15 protein-coding genes are annotated in these 20,235 nt (G+C 33.8%); 2 read left to right on the forward strand and 13 right to left on the reverse strand.

The window, feature by feature from the left end; translation table 11 throughout:
* Positions 1-2: 2 nt before the first annotated feature.
* From V6246_RS09135 to amaB, 4 genes are all read right to left on the reverse strand, one after another.
* Complete coding sequence (locus V6246_RS09135; RefSeq protein WP_341560106.1) at positions 3-1,382, reverse strand: DUF1800 domain-containing protein; 1,380 nt, start codon at positions 1,380-1,382, stop codon at positions 3-5.
* Positions 1,383-1,645: 263 nt separating this feature from the next.
* Entirely contained in the window at positions 1,646-2,248 is a 603-nt protein-coding gene (locus V6246_RS09140) for a hypothetical protein (protein WP_341560107.1), read from the reverse strand.
* Positions 2,249-2,268: 20 nt separating this feature from the next.
* The gene (locus V6246_RS09145) at positions 2,269-3,204 is read right to left on the reverse strand and encodes an OmpA family protein (RefSeq protein ID WP_341560108.1); all 936 of its coding nucleotides are present in this window, start codon (positions 3,202-3,204) and stop codon (positions 2,269-2,271) included.
* A gap of 135 nt (positions 3,205-3,339) precedes the next feature.
* Positions 3,340-4,902, reverse strand: a complete 1,563-nt coding sequence (gene amaB / locus V6246_RS09150; protein WP_341560109.1) for an L-piperidine-6-carboxylate dehydrogenase — start codon at positions 4,900-4,902, stop codon at positions 3,340-3,342.
* 269 nt (positions 4,903-5,171) lie between these two features.
* Between amaB and V6246_RS09155 the strand changes: the two genes are divergently transcribed.
* Positions 5,172-10,745: an alpha-2-macroglobulin family protein gene (locus V6246_RS09155; protein ID WP_341560110.1), complete on the forward strand. Its 5,574-nt coding sequence runs from the start codon at positions 5,172-5,174 to the stop codon at positions 10,743-10,745.
* 84 nt (positions 10,746-10,829) lie between these two features.
* On the opposite strand, the gene V6246_RS09160 is transcribed toward V6246_RS09155, so the two are convergent.
* From V6246_RS09160 to V6246_RS09170, 3 genes are all read right to left on the reverse strand, one after another.
* Positions 10,830-11,456 carry a carbonic anhydrase gene (locus V6246_RS09160; protein WP_341560111.1) on the reverse strand — a complete coding sequence of 209 codons (627 nt, stop codon included), beginning with the start codon at positions 11,454-11,456 and terminating at the stop codon, positions 10,830-10,832.
* Positions 11,457-11,493: 37 nt separating this feature from the next.
* Positions 11,494-13,356, reverse strand: coding sequence for a SulP family inorganic anion transporter (locus tag V6246_RS09165; RefSeq protein WP_341560112.1), 1,863 nt, complete (start codon positions 13,354-13,356; stop codon positions 11,494-11,496).
* Positions 13,357-13,427: 71 nt separating this feature from the next.
* On the reverse strand, positions 13,428-14,075 hold the full coding sequence (locus V6246_RS09170) for a DUF2490 domain-containing protein (protein WP_341560708.1): 648 nt from the start codon (positions 14,073-14,075) through the stop codon (positions 13,428-13,430).
* Between V6246_RS09170 and V6246_RS09175 the strand changes: the two genes are divergently transcribed.
* On the forward strand, positions 14,062-14,109 hold the full coding sequence (locus tag V6246_RS09175) for a hypothetical protein (RefSeq protein ID WP_227805568.1): 48 nt from the start codon (positions 14,062-14,064) through the stop codon (positions 14,107-14,109). The two genes, V6246_RS09170 and V6246_RS09175, sit on opposite strands and share 14 nt — an antisense overlap.
* 5 nt (positions 14,110-14,114) lie before the next feature.
* On the opposite strand, the gene V6246_RS09180 is transcribed toward V6246_RS09175, so the two are convergent.
* The 6 genes from V6246_RS09180 to V6246_RS09205 form a co-directional block, all read right to left on the reverse strand.
* Positions 14,115-14,741 (reverse strand): carbonic anhydrase family protein, encoded by a 627-nt coding sequence (locus V6246_RS09180; protein ID WP_341560113.1) that lies wholly within the window; start codon positions 14,739-14,741, stop codon positions 14,115-14,117.
* A 21-nt stretch (positions 14,742-14,762) separates the two neighbouring features.
* Positions 14,763-15,578 carry a universal stress protein gene (locus V6246_RS09185; protein WP_341560114.1) on the reverse strand — a complete coding sequence of 272 codons (816 nt, stop codon included), beginning with the start codon at positions 15,576-15,578 and terminating at the stop codon, positions 14,763-14,765.
* An 11-nt stretch (positions 15,579-15,589) separates the two neighbouring features.
* A complete protein-coding gene (locus V6246_RS09190; protein ID WP_341560709.1) occupies positions 15,590-17,182 on the reverse strand; it encodes a SulP family inorganic anion transporter in 1,593 nt (530 codons plus the stop codon).
* 101 nt (positions 17,183-17,283) lie between these two features.
* The gene (locus V6246_RS09195; protein ID WP_159018633.1) at positions 17,284-17,580 is read right to left on the reverse strand and encodes a hypothetical protein; all 297 of its coding nucleotides are present in this window, start codon (positions 17,578-17,580) and stop codon (positions 17,284-17,286) included.
* A 65-nt stretch (positions 17,581-17,645) separates the two neighbouring features.
* Complete coding sequence (locus tag V6246_RS09200) at positions 17,646-18,404, reverse strand: tetratricopeptide repeat protein (protein WP_341560115.1); 759 nt, start codon at positions 18,402-18,404, stop codon at positions 17,646-17,648.
* A gap of 1 nt (position 18,405) precedes the next feature.
* Positions 18,406-20,172 (reverse strand): BatD family protein, encoded by a 1,767-nt coding sequence (locus tag V6246_RS09205; protein WP_341560116.1) that lies wholly within the window; start codon positions 20,170-20,172, stop codon positions 18,406-18,408.
* Between the last annotated feature and the right edge of the window lie 63 nt (positions 20,173-20,235).

Here is a 20,235-nt window from a genome sequence, read left to right on the forward strand (position 1 = left end):
GATTAACACATTTGATATTCGGGTAACGACATAAGTTGAATACAGTACTCCTGCTTTGAGACTTTACTTAGCGAGTTTAGATACGTGCTTGCTTGATTGCTAATAGTACAAGCCAGCAAACACTTATCTAAATCGGTTATAGCCACATCACTGAAATGTGTATCGAAAACAGCCCAATTAGTTTCGGTTTTAAAACGTTGTCCATACTTCTTTTTAAAAGCTTGCTTACTTTTAAGTATAGACTCATCGGTTTTACTTGCTTTAACCTTAGAAATATAAGCGTTATTTAAAATAATTGACGGTAGTTTTAACCGCAGTGTAATGGTGTTAGAATCTATCCAAGATCGGCCACCTTTCCAACCCGCTACATTGGGTGGGTTTAAAAGTATTTGCCCTAATAATTTCTGAAGATTAAAAAGCTGTTTAGATGATTTAAAATCGACAGGAACTACCGTTTTTAAACCAACCAAAAGTTCTATGGGCGATTTAATTTTGGTTCCCATATTTTCATCATCATAAAACCAATCGGCAAGCATCATATAACGCATTAGGTTTTCGATGTTGTAATCTTTATAAAACATATTGGCCATTTCGTTTACATGCTGTTCGTTAATAGTATCGTTAACAAAGTAGCTATAAATTTTAGTACAAATAAAAGTTGCACATTCCCTTTTTTCAAGGATTAAATCTACAATATCATCACCGTCAAAATTTCCTGTTTTACCAAAAAATATTTTATCAGTTTCATCATGAACACGTTTTTTAAAAACAAATTCACCTTTTAAATTATGGCTATAACCCGTAAACGCTTTCGCACTTTCTTTAATATCATTTTCGGTATAATTACCAACACCTAAAGTAAACAGTTCCATAAGTTCACGAGCAAAATTCTCGTTAGGCTTTTGTTTTTTGTTTTGCTTGGTATTTAAGTATTTAGTCATGGCAGCTTCTTTTGAAATGGCCTTTACAAAATCTTTAAAATTACCCAGCGCATATTCACGAAGTCGGTTATGGAAGTTTTGCGTGTAAACGTAATTATTATCTTCACACACAAAATGATTCGCCCAAAAGAGGGTCATTTTTTCACGAAGTATTTGATTAGAATTTGCTAATCGATCTATCCATGCAATGTTTAACTCCTTTGTTTTTTCTCGACTTAGCTTCTGGAATTTTTTAATATTTTCTTTTGTCTTCTCATAAGTACCACTCAATAATTCATCGAGTTCGGCTGTATCAACTTTTAATGGCGTTACTTTTTGCGATGTTTCAATAATGCCATCAACAATCTTTTTTTTACTTTTTTTAGAAAACTTTTCGAGTTCATTTGGCAGAATACCAAAACCAACACGCCAATACAAATGCTGAATATGATTACTTTTCATAAAATTCAATTTTATTTATTAATCTAAAATATGAAGAAACAAACTTATAACTAATTTGACTTCAACAAATTAAAAAGGTTTAACATACCTTAAGCAAAATACATAGAATAACGTTTACCTTTTAGGTTTTTGTATATTAAAATGAATATATCTACAAAACAACTAAAGACCAAATAATACAATTGCAAATAGCACATAATTAAAAACAAAAAAACCGCTTCGTTAACAGAAGCGGTTTTTGTTTTTATGATAAATTTCGAGTTTTATTTCCCGCCATCTAGCTGGTCTTGCCATTTTGAAAGCTCTTCCCATTTGCCTTCATAAGCTAACTGCGCTTGTTTTGGCCAGGTGCCTGGTTTATGGATTTTATAACGTTCTCCTCCAGAATCTAAAACAGCTTGACATTTTTCTATAGAACATTCAGATAATGCTTTCCATGTTTTAACATCATGATCATGAAATAAACCTTGAATTTTAGGCCCAATACCTTCAACAACCGTTAAATCATCTTCTTTTATTTTTTTACCAAAAACAGCTTTTGCAGCTGCGCCATCGAACACACTTAAAACAACAGGTACCGCAGTTGCTGCTGATAAAGATGCGGCTAATGATGATTTAGTTAACTCTAAAGAAGATTTTACTGAAGCTTCTGCCGCAACAGATGTTGTTAAGGCTGCTTTAGTTGCACTCAAATCACTTTCTAAAGAAACCTTACTTAATCTACAAGCATCTAGCTCTGCTTGCAATGCTCCTATTCTATCTTCACACTCGTTGTGGTTTCCACCACCTAAAAGTTTACCTAATAAGTAACCTAATATTGCACAAATAGCACCGACTAATAATGGGATTAATATACACCAATTCATAATTTTATATTTTTAAGTTTTTAGTTAATTGTAATTACTGTTCTTCTGTTTTCTGCTCTACCTTCTTCCGTAGCATTATCTGCAACAGGAACTTTTGGTCCTTGAGACGATGTTTCAATATTGCTATCTAAAATCCCGTTTTGGGTTAAATATACTTTTGCAAAATCTGCACGTTCCTGACCAAGAACAATATTTCTTGCTGCATCGCCTGTATTATCGGTATGCCCAATAACTTGCATTTTAACTCCTAACTTATCTACACAATGAGAGATATCGGCTATTTTTTGGCGTTGCTCTGCCGTTAAATTAATCGATGCTTGACCTGTTTTAAAATGTAATACTAACGGATTCTCTTTAATAGCATCACATGCGGTTTTTAAGGCTTCCATAGAAGATGCATCAGACGCATCTGCTGTTAACATATTGAATGACACAGGACCAAATAGCGTACTGTTTTCATCTGGATTAATCGTATCATTTAATTTTCCGTTGGTATCAATTTGTTTTGAAGAAACTCCATGCAATACGAAGTAGTTTTTAACGGAGTTTGCCCTTGCCAATCCAAGGTTTGGATATGCAGAATTATTAGTTTCATCACTTCTGTATAACCCAGTTATATTAATATTTTTTAACGGGTTTTCAATAAGATAGTCCTTAAGCTTTAAAACACCATTTTCAATATCTTTAGAAACAGGTTCTTCTATTGAAAAATTTGATGTTTTGAAATTAAAATTATCATTCAGCTTCAAATTAAAATCGCCATTAGCATCGTTAATTAAAAATGCATTTTTGGTAATTTCTTTAATTTTCGGACTTACAACACTCTTAGCCTCGTCTTGGTTATTCGCACCCTTTTCTGCATTGCAGCATACACTACAACATAAAAAATAATACAAAATAGTACCGAGAATAATAGTGAGTACAATCCCTAAAAGATAGGATGTTTTTTTACTCATTAGATTTTGTTTTTTGGTTAGAAAAATATAAGTGTTTACAATATAACACTTTAGCTCATACATTTAGAAACAATAAAACAAAAAAAGTCACATTTGTAGAAATGTGACTTTAAAACAAATTAAATATTTTAAATACTACAACTCAAATTTGATACCTTGAGATAACGGTAATTCTGTAGTATAATTTATAGTATTGGTCTGCCTTCTCATATATACTTTCCAAGCATCAGATCCAGATTCACGGCCACCGCCTGTATCTTTTTCACCTCCAAAAGCACCACCAATTTCAGCACCCGAAGTTCCAATATTTACATTAGCAATTCCACAATCTGATCCTTGAACGGATAAGAAACGCTCGGCTTCTCTTAAATTATTTGTCATAATAGCTGACGATAATCCTTGAGCAACTTCATTCTGAATATCAATAGCATTTTCAACATCTCCCGAGTATTTCAATAAATATAAAACTGGAGCAAATGTTTCGTGTTGTACAATTTTAAAATTAGGTTTAGCTTCTGCAATAGCTGGTTTTACATAACAACCACTTTCAAAACCTACACCAGAGAGTACGCCACCTTCAACTATAATCTCACCGCCTTCTTCCACTACTTTCTCTAATGCATTGTTATACATATTTACGGCGTCGGTATCAATTAACGGCCCAACATGGTTATTTTCGTCTAAAGGATTTCCAATACGTAATTGCTTATAAGCATCTACAATAGCTGTTTTTACTTTATCATAAATATCCTCATGAATTATTAACCTTCTCGTTGATGTACAGCGTTGTCCACAAGTACCAACTGCGCCAAAAACAGCACCAATAACCGTCATTTTTATATCGGCATCTGGCGTTACAATTATAGCATTATTACCTCCAAGCTCTAATAAAGTTTTACCTAAACGGCCTGCAACTTCCTGAGCTACAATCTTCCCCATACGTGTAGAACCCGTTGCAGAAATTAATGGAATTCTTTTGTCTTTCGTCATAAATTCACCAACCTTATAATCGCCATTTATTAAGCAAGAAATACCTTCTGGTAAATTATTTTCAGCAAAAACTTCGGCTGCTATATTTTGGCAAGCTATACCACAAAGCGGTGTTTTTTCGCTTGGTTTCCAAACACAAACATCGCCGCAAATCCATGCTAAAGCCGTATTCCATGCCCAAACAGCTACCGGAAAATTAAAAGCCGAAATAATACCAACCACACCTAAAGCATGATATTGCTCGTACATACGGTGCCCAGGACGCTCAGAATGCATGGTTAAACCATGAAGCTGTCTAGATAAACCTACTGCAAAATCGCAGATATCTATCATTTCTTGAACCTCTCCAAGACCTTCTTGATAACTCTTTCCCATTTCATAAGAAACAAGTTTACCTAAAGCCTCCTTTTTCTCTCTTAATTTATCACCAAACTGACGCACAATCTCTCCACGCTGTGGCGCTGGCATTGTACGCCACGTTTTAAAAGCAGTAGTTGCAGTTTGCATTACCACATCAAAATCGGCTTGAGAAGTTGTTTTAACTTTGCCAATTAATTGCCCATCTACAGGAGAAAAACTTTCAATAACAACACCATCATCATCGTGCGAAAATTGGTTTGAACCTGTTGATGTACCTTCATTTATATTTTGAACGCCTAAAGTTTTTAGCGCGTCGTGTATTCCAAATTTACTTGCTATAGATTCCATGAATTACGGATTTGTAGTTTTTATTTAATTTCTTTTACGAATATACTAATAAAAAGCCGTATTTATTGATATTCACTATCGAATTCAATTAAGAATAATCTTTCTTTTTTCGTTATAAAAACCAAGCAAAATCATCAAAAACCTTTAACTTTATGAACAATTTAACAGAACCCAAAAACCTAAATATTAAAAAACGAACGTAATCTTATAAACAGGCCCTCCTGTTACCCTCCCAAAAGCACGTTCATTTTCATTTAACACATCTATTTATGTCTTTCAAAAAGCTTTTAACCTTTGCCGTATTTGTTACTATTATTGCTTCATGTAAAAAGAAAGTGGTAGAAACCGATAATATTTTCAAATTTAGAGACTATATCAGTTACACCACATCGGGCAGAACTTCGGTAGCCAGTCCTATTCAAATTAATTTAACCAAACCTGTGGAGGGATGGGAAATGAATCAGGAAATTACAGACAATATTGTAACCATAAAACCGCATGTTGAAGGCAAACTTACCGTTGGCAACAACCATACTTTACTATTTACTCCCGACGAACATTTAGATCCAGACACAGAATATACAGTTACCGTAAAACTTGGCAATATTTACAAAAATATGCCAGCAGGCTATAAAGATTACACCTTTCAGTTTAAAACTATAACACCAAATTTTAATATTGAAACTAATAATTTACAATCCTACAGCAAAAAATGGCAATATCTTGAAGGCGTAATAAAATCGGCCGATATGATTACAATTAAAGATGCTAAAACTTTAGTTGAAGCTTCGCAAAACGGCAAAAAACTAAATGTTGTTTTTAATGAAGCTAGCTTAACTGCAAAATATTTCGAATTTAAAATTGATAGTATAAACCGAAAAATTGAAGATGATAACATTCTTGTAAAATGGAATGGAAATGCAATAAAAGCTAGTAATGAAGGTGAAAACACCATCGCTATTCCTGGGGTAAATAATTTTACTATTGTAGAAGTTGATGTTATTCAATCGCCAGAACAACACCTATCTATCAATTTTTCCGATCCTTTACAAAAACAACAAAACTTTGATGGTTTAGTAACCATTCAAAAAAGTAAAAATCCTAAATATATTGTAGACGGTAATGTTTTAAAAGTATATCCTTCTAGCAAATTAGTGGGCAACATTCAGGTTGATGTTTTTCAAGGTATTAAAAATACAGATGGTTACAAATTGAAAAAAACCTTTTCTGAAACCATCGCTTTCGAAGAACTAAAACCTCAAGTTCGCTTAATTAATAGTGGTACTATTTTACCTAATTCCGAAGAATTAAAATTCAATTTTGAAGCCGTAAACTTAAGCGCCGTAGATGTGCGTGTTATCAAGATTTTTGAAGACAATGTGCTTCAACTTCTTCAAGATAACAACTTAAACACAAACAATAAATACGATATAAAAAAGGTTGGTAGACGTATTGCTAAAAAAACTATACAACTGCAATCTGCAGCCGAAAATACAGGTAAATGGAAAGCTTACAGTATCGATTTATCACACTATTTTGAAGCCGATCCCGGAGCTATTTATCGCATTGAATTAAGTTATGAAAAAAGCTATTCGCTTTACGATTGCGAAGCTAACCCTGGTACTTCAAACTCTGAAGATGATGGCTACGATGATTATTACGAAGACGAAGAATATTATGAAGGTAATTATGCTGAAATAGATTCTGAAGACGAAGAATTACGCGAGGAAGCCTACTGGGATAACCTCACATACCGCTACAGAGATTACAACTACAACTGGCGTGAAGAAAACAACCCTTGCCATGATGCTTACTACAACGAAAACAAAATTATATCACAAAACTTATTAGCCTCAAACCTTGGTGTTATAGCAAAACAAGGCGCAAACAATTCTTATTATTTTGCAGTAACTAATATTTTAAATACAGAGCCAGAAGCTAACGCTAAGGTTACTATTTACAATTTCCAGCAACAAGAATTAGCAAGTAGAAATACCGATGAAACCGGATTAACTTTAATAGATTCTGATAAAAAAGCAGCTTTTGCTATTATTTCAAAAGGAAAAAACACAACCTACATAAAGCTTCATGACGGAAACTCATTATCCTTAAGTAAGTTTGATGTTTCGGGAAATCGCTTACAACGTGGGCTTAAAGGTTACATTTATGGAGAGCGTGGTGTATGGCGCCCTGGCGATACTTTGCATTTAACTTTTATGCTTAATGATAACGCTAACAAATTACCAAGTGGTCACCCTGTAAAGTTAGAAATTACCGACCCAAATGGTAAATTGGTTTACAAAAATGTCACTACAGATAACTTAAATAATGTTTTTAAATTTACTGTACCAACAGCGCAAGAAGACAAAACAGGTCAATACAATGCTAAAGTTTCGGTTGGTGGTGCAACATTTTACAAAGGATTAAAAATTGAAACCGTTAAACCAAACCGATTAAAAATTAAAGTTGAATTTGAAGATGATATTCTAACAAGCAACACGCCTTTAAAAGGAACTTTAGATGTAAAATGGTTGCATGGTGCCGTTGGAAAAAACTTAAAAACAGAAATTAAAGCTAAGTTTAGCATGGCTTACACCGCTTTCGAAAACTACAAACAATACACGTTTAACGATCCTACGCGTAATTTTCAAACAGAAGAAACCATTATCTTTGATGGTAAAGTTGACGAAAATGGCTTAGCGACTATTAATAACAAACTCGCTATTGGTAAAAATGCACCAGGCATGCTTAATGCTCAATTTTTGGTTCGCGCCTTCGAAAATGGCGGCGATTTCTCAATGGATGCTTTTACAAAACCATACGCACCTTACGAGTCTTTTGTTGGTTTACGCTCACCTAAAGGCAATGCTTATGGATCATTTTTTACAGACGAAAATCAAGCTTTTGACATTGTTGTAGTCGATGCGAAAGGCAAGCCAATAAAACGAAACAACCTTGAGGTTAAAGTCTATAAAATAGAATGGCGTTGGTGGTGGAATTCATCTTATGATGATTTATCAAGTTACGTTTCTAGTAGCTACCATAAACCATATTCTACCTCAAAAATAAATACGGATGCTAAAGGAAAAGGAACTTTCAACTTAAAAATCCCAAATAACGAGCGCGGACGCTATTTAATTAGAATTTCCGATCCGGTAAGTGGTCATGCTACAGGGCGAACCGCTTATTTCTATAAAAACTGGTGGCAAAACTCGGGATCGACAAATAAAGAAGCTGCAAAAATGCTTATTTTCTCTGCCGATAAAGAAAAATATAATGTTGGCGAAACTGCGAAATTAACTTTTGCTTCTGGTAGTGAAGGTCGTGCTTTAGTAAGTATTGAAAATGGCACCGAAGTTCTAGACACCAAATGGGTGAAAACTCAAAAAGGAGAAACTACTGTAGATGTTGGCATTACTCCAGACATGGCACCAAACGTGTTTGTAAACATATCACTTTTACAACCGCATGCTATTTCGGCTAACGATTTACCAATTCGTTTATACGGAATCATTCCTATTATGGTAGAAGATCCAGAAACCAAACTGGAACCTCAACTTAATATGCCAGATACACTTCAACCGGAACAGAAATTCGACGTTCAAATTTCAGAAAAAAACAATAAAGCCATGACTTACACCATTGCTATGGTAGAAGAAGGCTTGCTAGATTTAACGCGTTTTAAAACACCAAATGCATGGAACGAATTTTACAAACGTGAAGCTTTGGGTGTAAAAACATGGGATGTGTTTGATGATGTTATCGGTGCTTATTCAGGTAGTATCGATCAGGTTTTTGCCATAGGTGGTGATGGTAGTGCTGCCGGTGGAAAAAACAAAAAAGCCAACCGTTTTAAACCTGTTGTGACTTATTTAGGCCCTTTTAAACTAGAAGCTGGAGAAAAGAAAACCCACAGTATAAAATTACCAAATTACATTGGCGCTGTACGTACTATGGTTGTTGCAGGTGATAATAAAAATGAAGCTTACGGAAGTACAGATAAATCTGTAGAAGTTAAAAAGCCTTTAATGGTTTTGGCAACGCTTCCGCGGAAATTGAGTCCTGGTGAAAAAGTAACGCTTCCGGTTACCGTTTTTGCCATGGAACCTAAAGTAAAAAATGTTAGCATTAGTTTAAAATTAAGTAATGGTATTTCGGTTGTTGGTGAACAAAAGAAAGTATTAAATTTTGCTAAACCCGATGAACAAATGACGTATTTTGAACTCGATGTTAGCAAAGCAAAAGGTATAAATACTGTAGAAGTTATTGCAACTGGAAATGGTGAAAAATCGACCTATAAAGTAGAGTTAGACGTAGTAAACCCAAACCCAATAACATCTAAAACCATAGACAAAACATTAGAGGCCAATGCTAGCGAAACTTTAAACTTTTCAACCTTTGGTGTTAGTGGAACAAATGGAGCGACTTTAGAGTTTTCTACCTTACCTCCAATGGATTTTTCTCGTCGATTACAATACCTTATCCAATATCCGCATGGTTGTGTAGAACAAACAACGTCGAGCGTATTTCCACAATTATTTTTAGCAGATATTTTTGATCTTACTTTTGAAAAGAAAAAAGAAATTCAAACTAATATTGAAAACGGAATTAAGCGCTTAGGACATTTTCAAAGACCAAGTGGAGGTCTAAGTTATTGGATTGGTGAAAATACCGCTAACGACTGGGGAACAAGTTACGCTGGGCATTTTATGCTAGAAGCAGAAAAGAAAGGTTTTGTTCTACCCTTAACTTTTAAAAGCAACTGGATTAAATACCAAACACAATCGGCTCGCGATTGGAGACCAAGTTACCGCAGTTATAATTCCGATTTAGCCCAAGCTTATCGTTTATACACCTTAGCTTTAGCTGGAAGTCCAGACTTATCAAGCATGAACCGTTTACGCGAGTTTAGCGAAATATCTAACGAAGCTAAATGGAGATTAGCAGCCGCTTATGCTTTAGCCGGGCAAAAGGAAGCGAGTGATAATATTTCGCAATCGGCAAATATTAACTTCAAACCTTTAAAAAATAATTATTACACCTATGGCTCTGTAGATAGAAATCGTGCTATGGCTTTAGAAACCATGGTACTTACCAAAAATTCTAAAATGCGTGATCTAGCAGAAACCATTGCTAAAGATCTATCGAGCAACCGTTGGATGAGTACACAAACCTCAGCCTTTAGTTTGTTAGCAATGGCTAAAATGGTAAACGCTAATGGCGGAAAAGCATTAAGCTTAAGCTATTCTATTAATGGTAAAACAGAAACCATAACCACTAAAAGTGCAATTGCCTCACGGGAATTACAAGTAAATAATGGAGCCAATAGTATTACCCTTACCAACCAAAAGGACAATTTGGTTTATGTACGTGTTTTAAACTCCGGAAAATTACCTCTAGGTAACGAGATCGCAGAGCAACGTGGTTTAAGTATTTCTGTAGCTTACAAAGATTTGGATGGCAATAAAATAGATGTTTCTAAATTACAACAAGGTCAAGATTTTCTTGCCACAGTACAGGTTAGTAATTTAAAAGATTATAACGTTAATGATATTGCATTAACTCAAATATTTCCATCGGGATGGGAAATTGTAAATACGAGATTTACAGCTTTTGGCAGTAGTGCAACGAGCCAAGCTAGATTTACAGATATTCGTGATGATCGCGTAAATTTCTATTTCGATTTATCTGAAAAAGGAAAGTACAGTACGAAAACATTTAATGTAATGCTGAATGCCGCTTACTTAGGAACTTACTATTTATATGGAGTACAAGCGGAAGCCATGTATGACAATGACTTTTTAGTAAGAACAAAAGGCCAGTGGATTGAGGTTAACAAATAGAACTTAAACTAAAAAAGTCCCGATAGCATTTAAACGCTATCGGGACTTTTTTTATATACCAGATATTAAAAATTATGTATCATTTTAATCCAAATGATAAATCTCCATAATATCGTGTAAATACTTTTCAAAATTAATTTTTAGGTCAATTAGCTTTCCGGTATGTACATCGAACACCCAACCATGCACTTTTAAACCTCTATCTCTATAGGCTTTTTGTACTGCGGCTGTTTTAATAAGGTTAACGCACTGTTCCTTTACATTTAACTCTACTAAACGATCGTATTTTCGCTCTTCGCATTCAATGCTATTTAATTCTAATTTATGAATTCTATATACATCGCGAATATTACGTAACCAACCATTTAGTAAGCCTAAATCTTTAGATTGTAAAGCCGCTTTTACGCCGCCACAACCATAATGACCACAAACAACTACATGATTTACTTTTAAATGAATTACAGCATACTCTACAACACTCATAGCGTTTAAGTCGTTACCCGAAATCATGTTTGCAATATTTCTATGTACAAACACTTCCCCTGGGCCTAAACCCATTAAATCTTCGGCTGTTACACGGCTATCACTACAGCCAATGTAAAGTAATTCTGGATTTTGTCCTTTGCCTAAATTTTCAAAATAATCTTCAGAAGTTTCTAACTGCTTCTTAATCCAAGCCTCGTTATTTTCGAAAACTCTATCTAAATTCATAACTTTTCATCTTTATTTCAGCGAAAGCGAAAACTTTTTAATCATTATCTTTTATATTATTCTTTACCCATTGTAAACAAGATCTAAAATCTTTAAAAATATGTTCATTAGGAATAAAATCTGGAATAATATCAATACGTTCCATCATGTATCGTGGTTGTTTTAATAAGCCCACGAATAGCACTTCAACATTGTTTTTTTTAAGTTCTTGAAGCATATCTTCCATGGCATACAAGCCCGTCTGATCCATATATTGCATACGACCCAATCTTAAAATAACGGTTTTAGCAGTATTTGGGATTTGCAATGTCAATGCCTGAAAATCACTTGTAGACCCAAAGAACAAGGGTCCTTTAAGATGTTTAATAAAAACTTCTTCTTTTAAATTTTCTGGAAAACCAACTTCGTCTGTCCACGTTTCTTCTTTTAAAGACTTCACATCAGAACGCTCTGCTGTTAAGTCTCCAATTTTTTTCATGAACATTAAAGATGCGATAATTAGACCAATACCTACGGCATAAATTAAATCCCAAAAAGTGGATAATAATAAAACCACAAGCATAATAAGCACTTCTGAACTTAGTTTTATTGGTCCGATTTTGATATCACGTGGTAAGCTAGGAATGGCTTTTAAACCTTTGTAATCCATAACTCCAATACCAACAGTTACTAAAATACCTGCTAAAACAGCTGCTGGAATTTTTGATGCTACAGGCCCTAAAGCGAGCATAATTACTAATAGCATAATACCAGCAATCATTCCTGAAAGTTTAGTTTTTCCTCCTGCATTAATATTGACAACAGTACGAATGGTTGCACCTGCACCTGGAATACCTCCAAAAATAGAAGCGATAGTATTACCAATTCCCTGACCAATTAATTCCTTATTTGGCTTGTGTTTGGTTTTTGTCATATTATCGGCAACTACACTAGTTAAAAGTGAATCGATAGCTCCTAAAAGCGCTAAAGTTAGTGCTGTAAATATGTATGGCGTAATTTTACCAAGGCTGAAACCGGTGAACATTTCTAGATGCGGAATAGGAATTCCTCCTGGTATTTCAGAAATAGGACGGTAACCTAAGTTAAATCCATAAGCAATTCCTGATACTACAACTAGTGCCACTAATGTGCTTGGTACCGCTTTAGTAATTCGCTTAAACCCATAAATTATAAATATGGTGGCAAGTGCTAAAGCAAGTTCTAGCCAATTAATATTTTGTAATGCTCGTGGCAATACTTTAAGAGCTCCAACAGTTCCAGAAGCTTCTTTGGCTGCTAATGTTTGAGACTCATTTAATATTTGTTCTGGCGTGATTTTGGCTGCTTGACTAATGGTTTCTTTAAAGTTTTCAAGAACTAAGATACCTTCGCCAGCTTCTTCTTTTAAAATATTTTCTAGTATAACCTCTTCTGCGAGTGGTTTAAATTGTTCTACAAACTCAACATCTTCCTTTGGATAATACCCAATAGATGGTAAAATTTGTGTTAATAGAATAATAACACCAATAGCCGTCATAAACCCTGAAACTACCGGATATGGAATATATCTAATATATTTTCCTAGACCTAAAAGACCTAGACCAACTTGCATTAAGCCAGCTAACATAAAAACGGTTAAAATAGCAGGTAGTGCTTTTTCCACACTACCATCATTCGCGGCTACAATACCTGCAATAACAACCATACTTACGGCTGTCATTGGTGCTGTTGGACCAGAAATTTGCGTACTAGTACCTCCAAATAATGCTGCAAAAAAACTGATAAATATAGCACCATATAATCCAGCTTCTGGCCCTAAACCAGAAGAGACTCCAAAAGCTAAAGCTAATGGCAGTGCTACAATTCCCGCGGTAATTCCACCAAAGGCATCGCCTTTTATATTTGAAAATAAATTCTTCATATACTAATTTTAAACTTTTCCCTAAGTTAGCTTAAATTTTTAACGATTTAAAAAATTAAACTCACATTTTATTAGAAATTAACAAAAGCAATGACATTAATTTGATCCCTACCAGAGGTTTCGAAAAACTGATTCATATACCCCAATTCTAAACGTAATTGTTTAGAAAAGGTATAGCCTAAACCACCATAGACACGATTTCTATCAAACACCGAAGATTCAGTATTTAAAAAGATTTCGTTGTAAGCAGATAGGTATAATGGACTGCTACCATCTTCCTTATACTGAAGTGGTATTTTGATACCTAAAAAATAGCGAAAACGCATTTTAAAATCATCTTCTACAAAACGTTGTTCAAAACGATAACGATGGCTTAAACCAACCTTACCAATACTCTGTTTTGTAGTAAACTGTTGAAAAATACGATGCTCATTTACCGATACTTTTTCGTCTGTGTCTCCAACATAATTTTCCGATAGGATATATCCATAACCTAACAAAACATTGTTTTTCTCATTAATATTATACCCCAAACCAGTACGTAACAACAACTGTTCTAAATCGCCAACAGCGTTATAGTTTCTGTATTGTACCTCGTTGTGAATGTTCCATTTACTATTTAGTTTTTTGTTACCTATGTAAATAAGCCAATTCCCTAAATCGCTCTCTTGAGCCTGAGAAAATAAAGGCAGCATTAATACTAAAATTAATGCTGCCATATTCAACTTCTTCTTCATGTATTTTTATACTTAAAAGTTTTAATAAAAATTAACTGCTCCTGTATTGATATCATACATAGCGCCAATAATTTTTATTTCTCCATTCTTTTCCATTTCGGTAAGTATTGGACTTTCTGCGTGAATTCTATCGATTGTTAATTCAACATTCTTTTTAGATACACTATCAACAAAGTCTAAATTTTTAGAAGTTCTTAAATCTTCTTCTTTAGGCTCCGTAACTGCATTTACAGCTGGTGTAATTTTTTCGATTAACTTAGTTAGGTTACCCATTTCTGCATGATCGCAAGCCCCTTTAATAGCACCACAACTTGTATGGCCTAATACTACAATTAATTTAGTACCGGCAAGTTTACAAGCAAATTCCATGCTACCTAAAATATCTTCATTTACAAAGTTACCAGCAATACGCACACTAAAAACATCACCTAAACCTTGATCGAAAACTAACTCTGCAGATACTCTAGAATCAATACAGCTTAAAATTGTAGCAAAAGGGAACTGCCCTTCACTTGTATCATTTACTTGCTCTAGAAGGTTTCTATTTGCTTTTAAATTCCCTTGAAATCTTTCATTTCCTTCTTTTAAAAATGCAATGGCTTTATCTGGCGTTAATGTCGCTTGTGTTTCTTTTGTATGTGCTTTCATAATATTTTATTATTTATTTTTTTAAACAGCTAATTTTTGTGTACTACCCGTTATAAATAGCGACACGTTAACATTGTTAATTAAGTTTTTAATTTCGGACTTATCATTTGCTGCAGCATCTGCTTTATCGGCACGATTTACAAACAATAAATTTACATGGTTTTTCTCTAAATAATCGGCTAATTTGTTAATGGTGTTATCATTTTTTTCAAACACATAATCAATAGCTTTATTTACAGCATTTTTATCGTCTGCAACGTCTTTGCTGTCTACCAAATTAAAGGACTTTAATGGTTTGGTTGTATTAGCAAGTACATCTTCCGAAAAGGCTTGATTAAAAACTTGAGACTTCCCGTTTAACAAACCAATTTGTAATTCGGTTTCTGGAGCAATCTCGTTTTTATTAGAAGTAATTAACACAGGCCCTTCGTGCATTTTTAACACGAAATCGGTAATATTATCTCCTATCAAGCTAATTACTTTAGAACTTCTTTTACCTAGAACAATAACATCTGGCTTTGTTGCTTTTATATAAGCTTCAATTTCCGATTTTATGTTACCAATTCCAAAATTAGAAGTAATATTAACGTTATACGCCTTATTTAAAGGCGCTATGGTTTCTTTAATTTTATTTCGAGATTGGTTCTGTTCCTGATTTAATGTACGCATAGCCGATAACTGACTGTCGCTAGCAATAACATCGGTTGGCTTTTTTACATGAAATAAATCTACCTCAGCATTTATCATTTTTGATAAACTAACAGCACTTATAATCGTGCTGTTTGTATCCTTTTTTAAATCTGAAAGCACTAAGATTTTAAATTTCTTATTTTTCATAGTGATTTGATTTAGCTTAAACTTAGGTTAGACTTTTCTCTTTCATTAAAAAACTTAATAAAACTTGAAGGATTTTCTACTACACCACGTTTAGAAACCAGTTTAATATCTATGTTTCTTTCTTCGGCTTTTAGTAAGAAATCTTCTAATATCTCAATAATATCATTATCTAGATATCTTGTCTTTATCAAGTTAATCTCTAAATAAGTATCGATAGGTAAGCTATCTAATTCTTTTAAAATGGCTCCTTTATTGAAAAAAGTAACTTCTTCCGCTAAGGTCATTTTAATTTTATGTTTTCCATTACTATTATCCTCAATATGAAGGAAATGCGAATTCTGGTAACTCTTTAAAAGAATAACTACAATACCTACAGTTAACCCTAAACCAATACCCCAAAGTAAATCGATAAATACAATACCTAAAACAGTAACTGTAAAAGGAATAGATTGTTTCCAACCCATTTTATGCATTTTAACAAACAAACTAGGCTTAGCTAATTTATAACCTACAACTAGTAAAATTGCTGCTAACACAGACAACGGAATCATGTTTAGTAATTTTGGGATAACCACTACAGATATTAACAATAAAAAACCGTGAATAATAGTCGATAATTTAGACATACCGCCAGATTGAATATTTGCAGAACTACGCACAATTACCTGTGTAATAGGTAAACCACCTATTAAACCAACAATAATATTACCTGTACCTTGTGCTAATAATTCGCGATTGGTAGGCGTAACGTTTTTATGCGGATCTAATTTATCGGTAGCCTCAACACTTAACAACGTTTCTAAACTAGCCACTAATGCAATAGTAAAAGCAACTACCCATACATCTGGATTTGTAATTGCTGAAAAATTAGGAAAGCTAAATTGACTAAGAAAAGAAGAAAAATCTTCTGGAATTGGAACACTTACTAAATGTGATGATGCAATACTTAATGTATCGTGATCTTGCGTTACCGCGAAATAAACAATACCTGCTACAACAGCTACTAAAGGCCCTTGGATTACTTGAAATATTTTAGCCTTTTTAGCAAGTACCTTATCCCAAAAAAGAATAATTCCTAAACCAATTAAACCAATAACTAGAGACCCTAAAATAATATGATCGGTAATATTTAATATTGCTGAAAACGTATTTTCACCAGAACTTTCAACAAAACTATCAGCACCTTCTAACTCGGCATCGTAACCAAAAAAGTGTGGTATTTGTTTTAAGATAATAATAATACCAATACCAGTTAACATCCCTTTTATTACTGAAGAAGGAAAATAATACCCAATAACTCCAGCTTTTAAAATGCTGAAAATAATTTGGATAACACCACCTAAAACAACTGCAACCAAAAAGTTTTCGTAACCACCTAAGGTGCCAATTGCAGTTAATACAATAGCAGCTAATCCGGCAGCTGGTCCACTAACTCCAAGTTTAGACCCACTTAAAGCACCAACAACAACACCACCGACAACACCGGCAATAACTCCTGAAAATAGTGGCGCACCACTAGCTAATGCAATACCTAAACATAACGGTAATGCAACGAAAAACACAACTATACTCGCAGGTAAGTCGCTCTTAATATTTTTAAACATAGACAAATTCACTTTGGCCGAAGCGTTAGTCTTCAGCAATTTTAATAATTTTTTAATGATCGAATGTAATTGAATACAGCGATTCAATAACTAATAAATTATTAAGCGAATTTTGGGGGAGGAGAAATTAAATTAAGATACGGTTTTGAGTAATTTTTAACATAATAACTTAAATGAATTGCTTCTTCAGCTAAGCTAATAAAATCCTCGTGATCTTGTTTTTCTAGTATAATGTCTTGTACGTTTTTACTTTTTGGATGCCCATTTTCTTCTTCCTCTGCCATAGAGAAAAACAACGATATATCTACCGAATCATCAACCATAGCAATTATGGTTGGCGTCGACAAAAACACCACAAACGCAAATAAAAAGAATATAGAAACTAGGTTTCTCGACATTAATTTTTAAATTTTATCAACCGCTAATATACTATTTAAATTTTACGGTAATAAAAAACACTGTATTAAAATGCTGTTAATGTTTTAATGTCACCAGATGCAAGCCATCCCGTTTTACCATCAGACAGCTTTACTTTACTCCATTTATCAACAGAATCTATAACCTGTACTTTAGTGCCCTCATGAAGTCTGAAAGCCTCTTCACTACGTAAATTAGGCTCACTTTTAACCTGAGTTTCTTGAGCAAAAACTATAGCAGGTTTATCTTTTTTATCTAAAGCATACTTTTGAAAAGCAAACGCTAAACTTACAAATAACAAGATGAGTGATAATACACTACCAATAAAAGTTAAACGTTTACGAACTGTAGTATAAGCGAAATAATAGATTAAAAACAGTATTACAAAAAGAAAAACTAGCACTACTGCTGTTTTCGCCCAGTCATCAAAACTCATGCTGTGTGTTATGCTTTTAAACAACTTAGAGAAACCAACCTCCGGCACAACACCTATGGCATCTACCGTCATGTTTTTAGCAAAAGTCAAGTTGTTTTGTATGTCTTTATCATTTGGAGCTAACTGCAATGCTTTTTCATAATAGAATATGCTTGGCGCAATATTATTAAGCTTGTAATGCGCGTTTGCAAGATTATAATACAAATCGGCAGAATGTTTTTTAGTATTTAAAATAGCATCATATTTTTGGATAGCCTCCGCATATTTACCTTCATTATACAAGGTATTACCTTGCTTAAAAAGCGCATCGCTTTGTGCAAATAATCCAAAACTGAACAAAAACGAAAGTATGTATAGTAACTTCTTCATGTTAACGCGCTTGTTTATCAATTAACGAAATAGTTTTAGCTGCTTTATCATAATCGACTTGCATTGTAACAATATCGATTGGAGTATAACGTGCTAACTCACAACTCTCTAAAATACCTTTAAAATCTTTTATTACCTCAGCATCTACTTCCTTCTTCAAGAGTAATTCTTCAATTTTATCCTTACTTAATTCGTTGGTTTCTATGTGTAACTTTGCTTTTAAATAATTATGCAATGCTTTCTCTAAAGCGATATAAAAGGCTTCTTTTTGACCTAAAGATTTTTTAGCATTACTTAAATATTTCTTAGCAAGTTTATCAGCTTTTCTAATGCGGTTTCCATACACATCGGCATCACGACTTGCTTTTTTATTACGGAAAATAATTGCAATTGGAATTAACAGAAACGGCAGTAATAACAAGTTCCAAAATAAATTGGTTTTAAAAAAATAGCTTGGTGTAATACTCGTAAAATTAGTTTTAGTTTTTATGAAAGCAAATTGGTCGTTATTTAAAACCACAGCTTGTTTATTACTAGCAGTGTTAGTCTCGCTAGTATTTACATTATTTAACGGACCATTTTGAACATCGATTATAATTTCATCTGAATTTAATCTTTTGTACGACTTGGTTTTTAAATCGAAATAAGAAAAAGAAGTACTCGGTATTGGATATTTACCCTTATACTGAGGCACTACGGTATAACTATCGGAAATATCACCTTGCATACCCGCAGAATTTGTTTTAACATTCTCGGCATGTTCTGGCTCATAAACTTCTAAAGAACTTGGTAATGACAGCTTAGGCAACTTAAATAGTTTTAAATTTCCATTACCTTTTACCCCAACTTTTATTTGAAGTGATTCTGAAGCATCTAGCACTTGTTTAGAACTCGTTACATCGAAACTAAAGCTACCAACGGCACCTGTAAAATCTGCTGGTTTACCTTGTTCTGGCAATGGCTTAACAGAAATAGTCTGGTTACCTGCCGATACTACTTTGCTAACACGCGTCATTATAGAGCCACCAAAAATATCACGACGATTGGTTGGCACACGCATAGAAAGGTTTAAGGTAAGCGGCTCTATATTTAGTTCTCCCGTTTTTTGCGGATATAGCACTGTTTTACGAAGCACTAAATAGCGATAATCTTCACCTTTATAAGTTCCGTTTTGAACTTTTTGTCCTTGTGTATTAATGTTCTGACTCCAAAAATCGTTATATCTTGGACTGTCTATTTCGTTCCAGTTATCTACAGCTATATTAGGTGAGACATAAAGCTTATAAACTACAGAAATAGCTTCGTTTAAATACGGATTGGTTTTAGATATTTCGGCAACCAAATGAATGTTTTCTGATGCAATAAAGTTTGGATCGTTCGGGTCCTTAGGTTTATCTACAGCTGCGGTAACTGTAACTTTTACCGGAACCGTTTTGTACACCGTACCATCTATAACAATAGTAGCTTGAGAAACCGTAAAATTACCTCGGCTTTTTGGTGTTAAAAAGTATGTGTATGTTTTTTTATAAGTACGCACACCATTAATCCAGGAGTTACTTACGGATTGGTTGGGCCCACTAACATTAAAGTTTGAAAAATCGGGCGGTGTAAAATTATCGCCATCCTTATTCATTTCAAAATCGATACGTAAACGCTCGTTTAACCCCAATGATTTCTTACTGACTTTAGCTTCAAATTTAACCTGAGCAGAAGCCATACTTGTAATTAGTATGAAAAATATTATGGATATGTGTTTTACTAATTTCATGTTTTAAATTTAAAAATCTTTCCGAATTTTAAAATACTTTAGACTACTGAAAACGGACTGCTA

The sequence above is a fragment of the Algibacter sp. TI.3.09 genome, from assembly GCF_038154905.1.
Taxonomy (GTDB): domain Bacteria; phylum Bacteroidota; class Bacteroidia; order Flavobacteriales; family Flavobacteriaceae; genus Algibacter.

What these genes read in the sequence shown, in the direction of transcription:
- V6246_RS09135 (WP_341560106.1), bottom strand. Translation starts at nt 1,382, where the DNA reads ATGAAAAGTAATCATATTCAGCATTTGTATTGGCGTGTTGGTTTTGGT.
- V6246_RS09140 (WP_341560107.1), bottom strand. Translation starts at nt 2,248, where the DNA reads ATGAATTGGTGTATATTAATCCCATTATTAGTCGGTGCTATTTGTGCA.
- V6246_RS09145 (WP_341560108.1), bottom strand. Translation starts at nt 3,204, where the DNA reads ATGAGTAAAAAAACATCCTATCTTTTAGGGATTGTACTCACTATTATT.
- amaB (WP_341560109.1), bottom strand. Translation starts at nt 4,902, where the DNA reads ATGGAATCTATAGCAAGTAAATTTGGAATACACGACGCGCTAAAAACT.
- V6246_RS09155 (WP_341560110.1), top strand. Translation starts at nt 5,172, where the DNA reads ATGTCTTTCAAAAAGCTTTTAACCTTTGCCGTATTTGTTACTATTATT.
- V6246_RS09160 (WP_341560111.1), bottom strand. Translation starts at nt 11,456, where the DNA reads ATGAATTTAGATAGAGTTTTCGAAAATAACGAGGCTTGGATTAAGAAG.
- V6246_RS09165 (WP_341560112.1), bottom strand. Translation starts at nt 13,356, where the DNA reads ATGAAGAATTTATTTTCAAATATAAAAGGCGATGCCTTTGGTGGAATT.
- V6246_RS09170 (WP_341560708.1), bottom strand. Translation starts at nt 14,075, where the DNA reads ATGGCAGCATTAATTTTAGTATTAATGCTGCCTTTATTTTCTCAGGCT.
- V6246_RS09180 (WP_341560113.1), bottom strand. Translation starts at nt 14,741, where the DNA reads ATGAAAGCACATACAAAAGAAACACAAGCGACATTAACGCCAGATAAA.
- V6246_RS09185 (WP_341560114.1), bottom strand. Translation starts at nt 15,578, where the DNA reads ATGAAAAATAAGAAATTTAAAATCTTAGTGCTTTCAGATTTAAAAAAG.
- V6246_RS09190 (WP_341560709.1), bottom strand. Translation starts at nt 17,182, where the DNA reads ATGTTTAAAAATATTAAGAGCGACTTACCTGCGAGTATAGTTGTGTTT.
- V6246_RS09195 (WP_159018633.1), bottom strand. Translation starts at nt 17,580, where the DNA reads ATGTCGAGAAACCTAGTTTCTATATTCTTTTTATTTGCGTTTGTGGTG.
- V6246_RS09200 (WP_341560115.1), bottom strand. Translation starts at nt 18,404, where the DNA reads ATGAAGAAGTTACTATACATACTTTCGTTTTTGTTCAGTTTTGGATTA.
- V6246_RS09205 (WP_341560116.1), bottom strand. Translation starts at nt 20,172, where the DNA reads ATGAAATTAGTAAAACACATATCCATAATATTTTTCATACTAATTACA.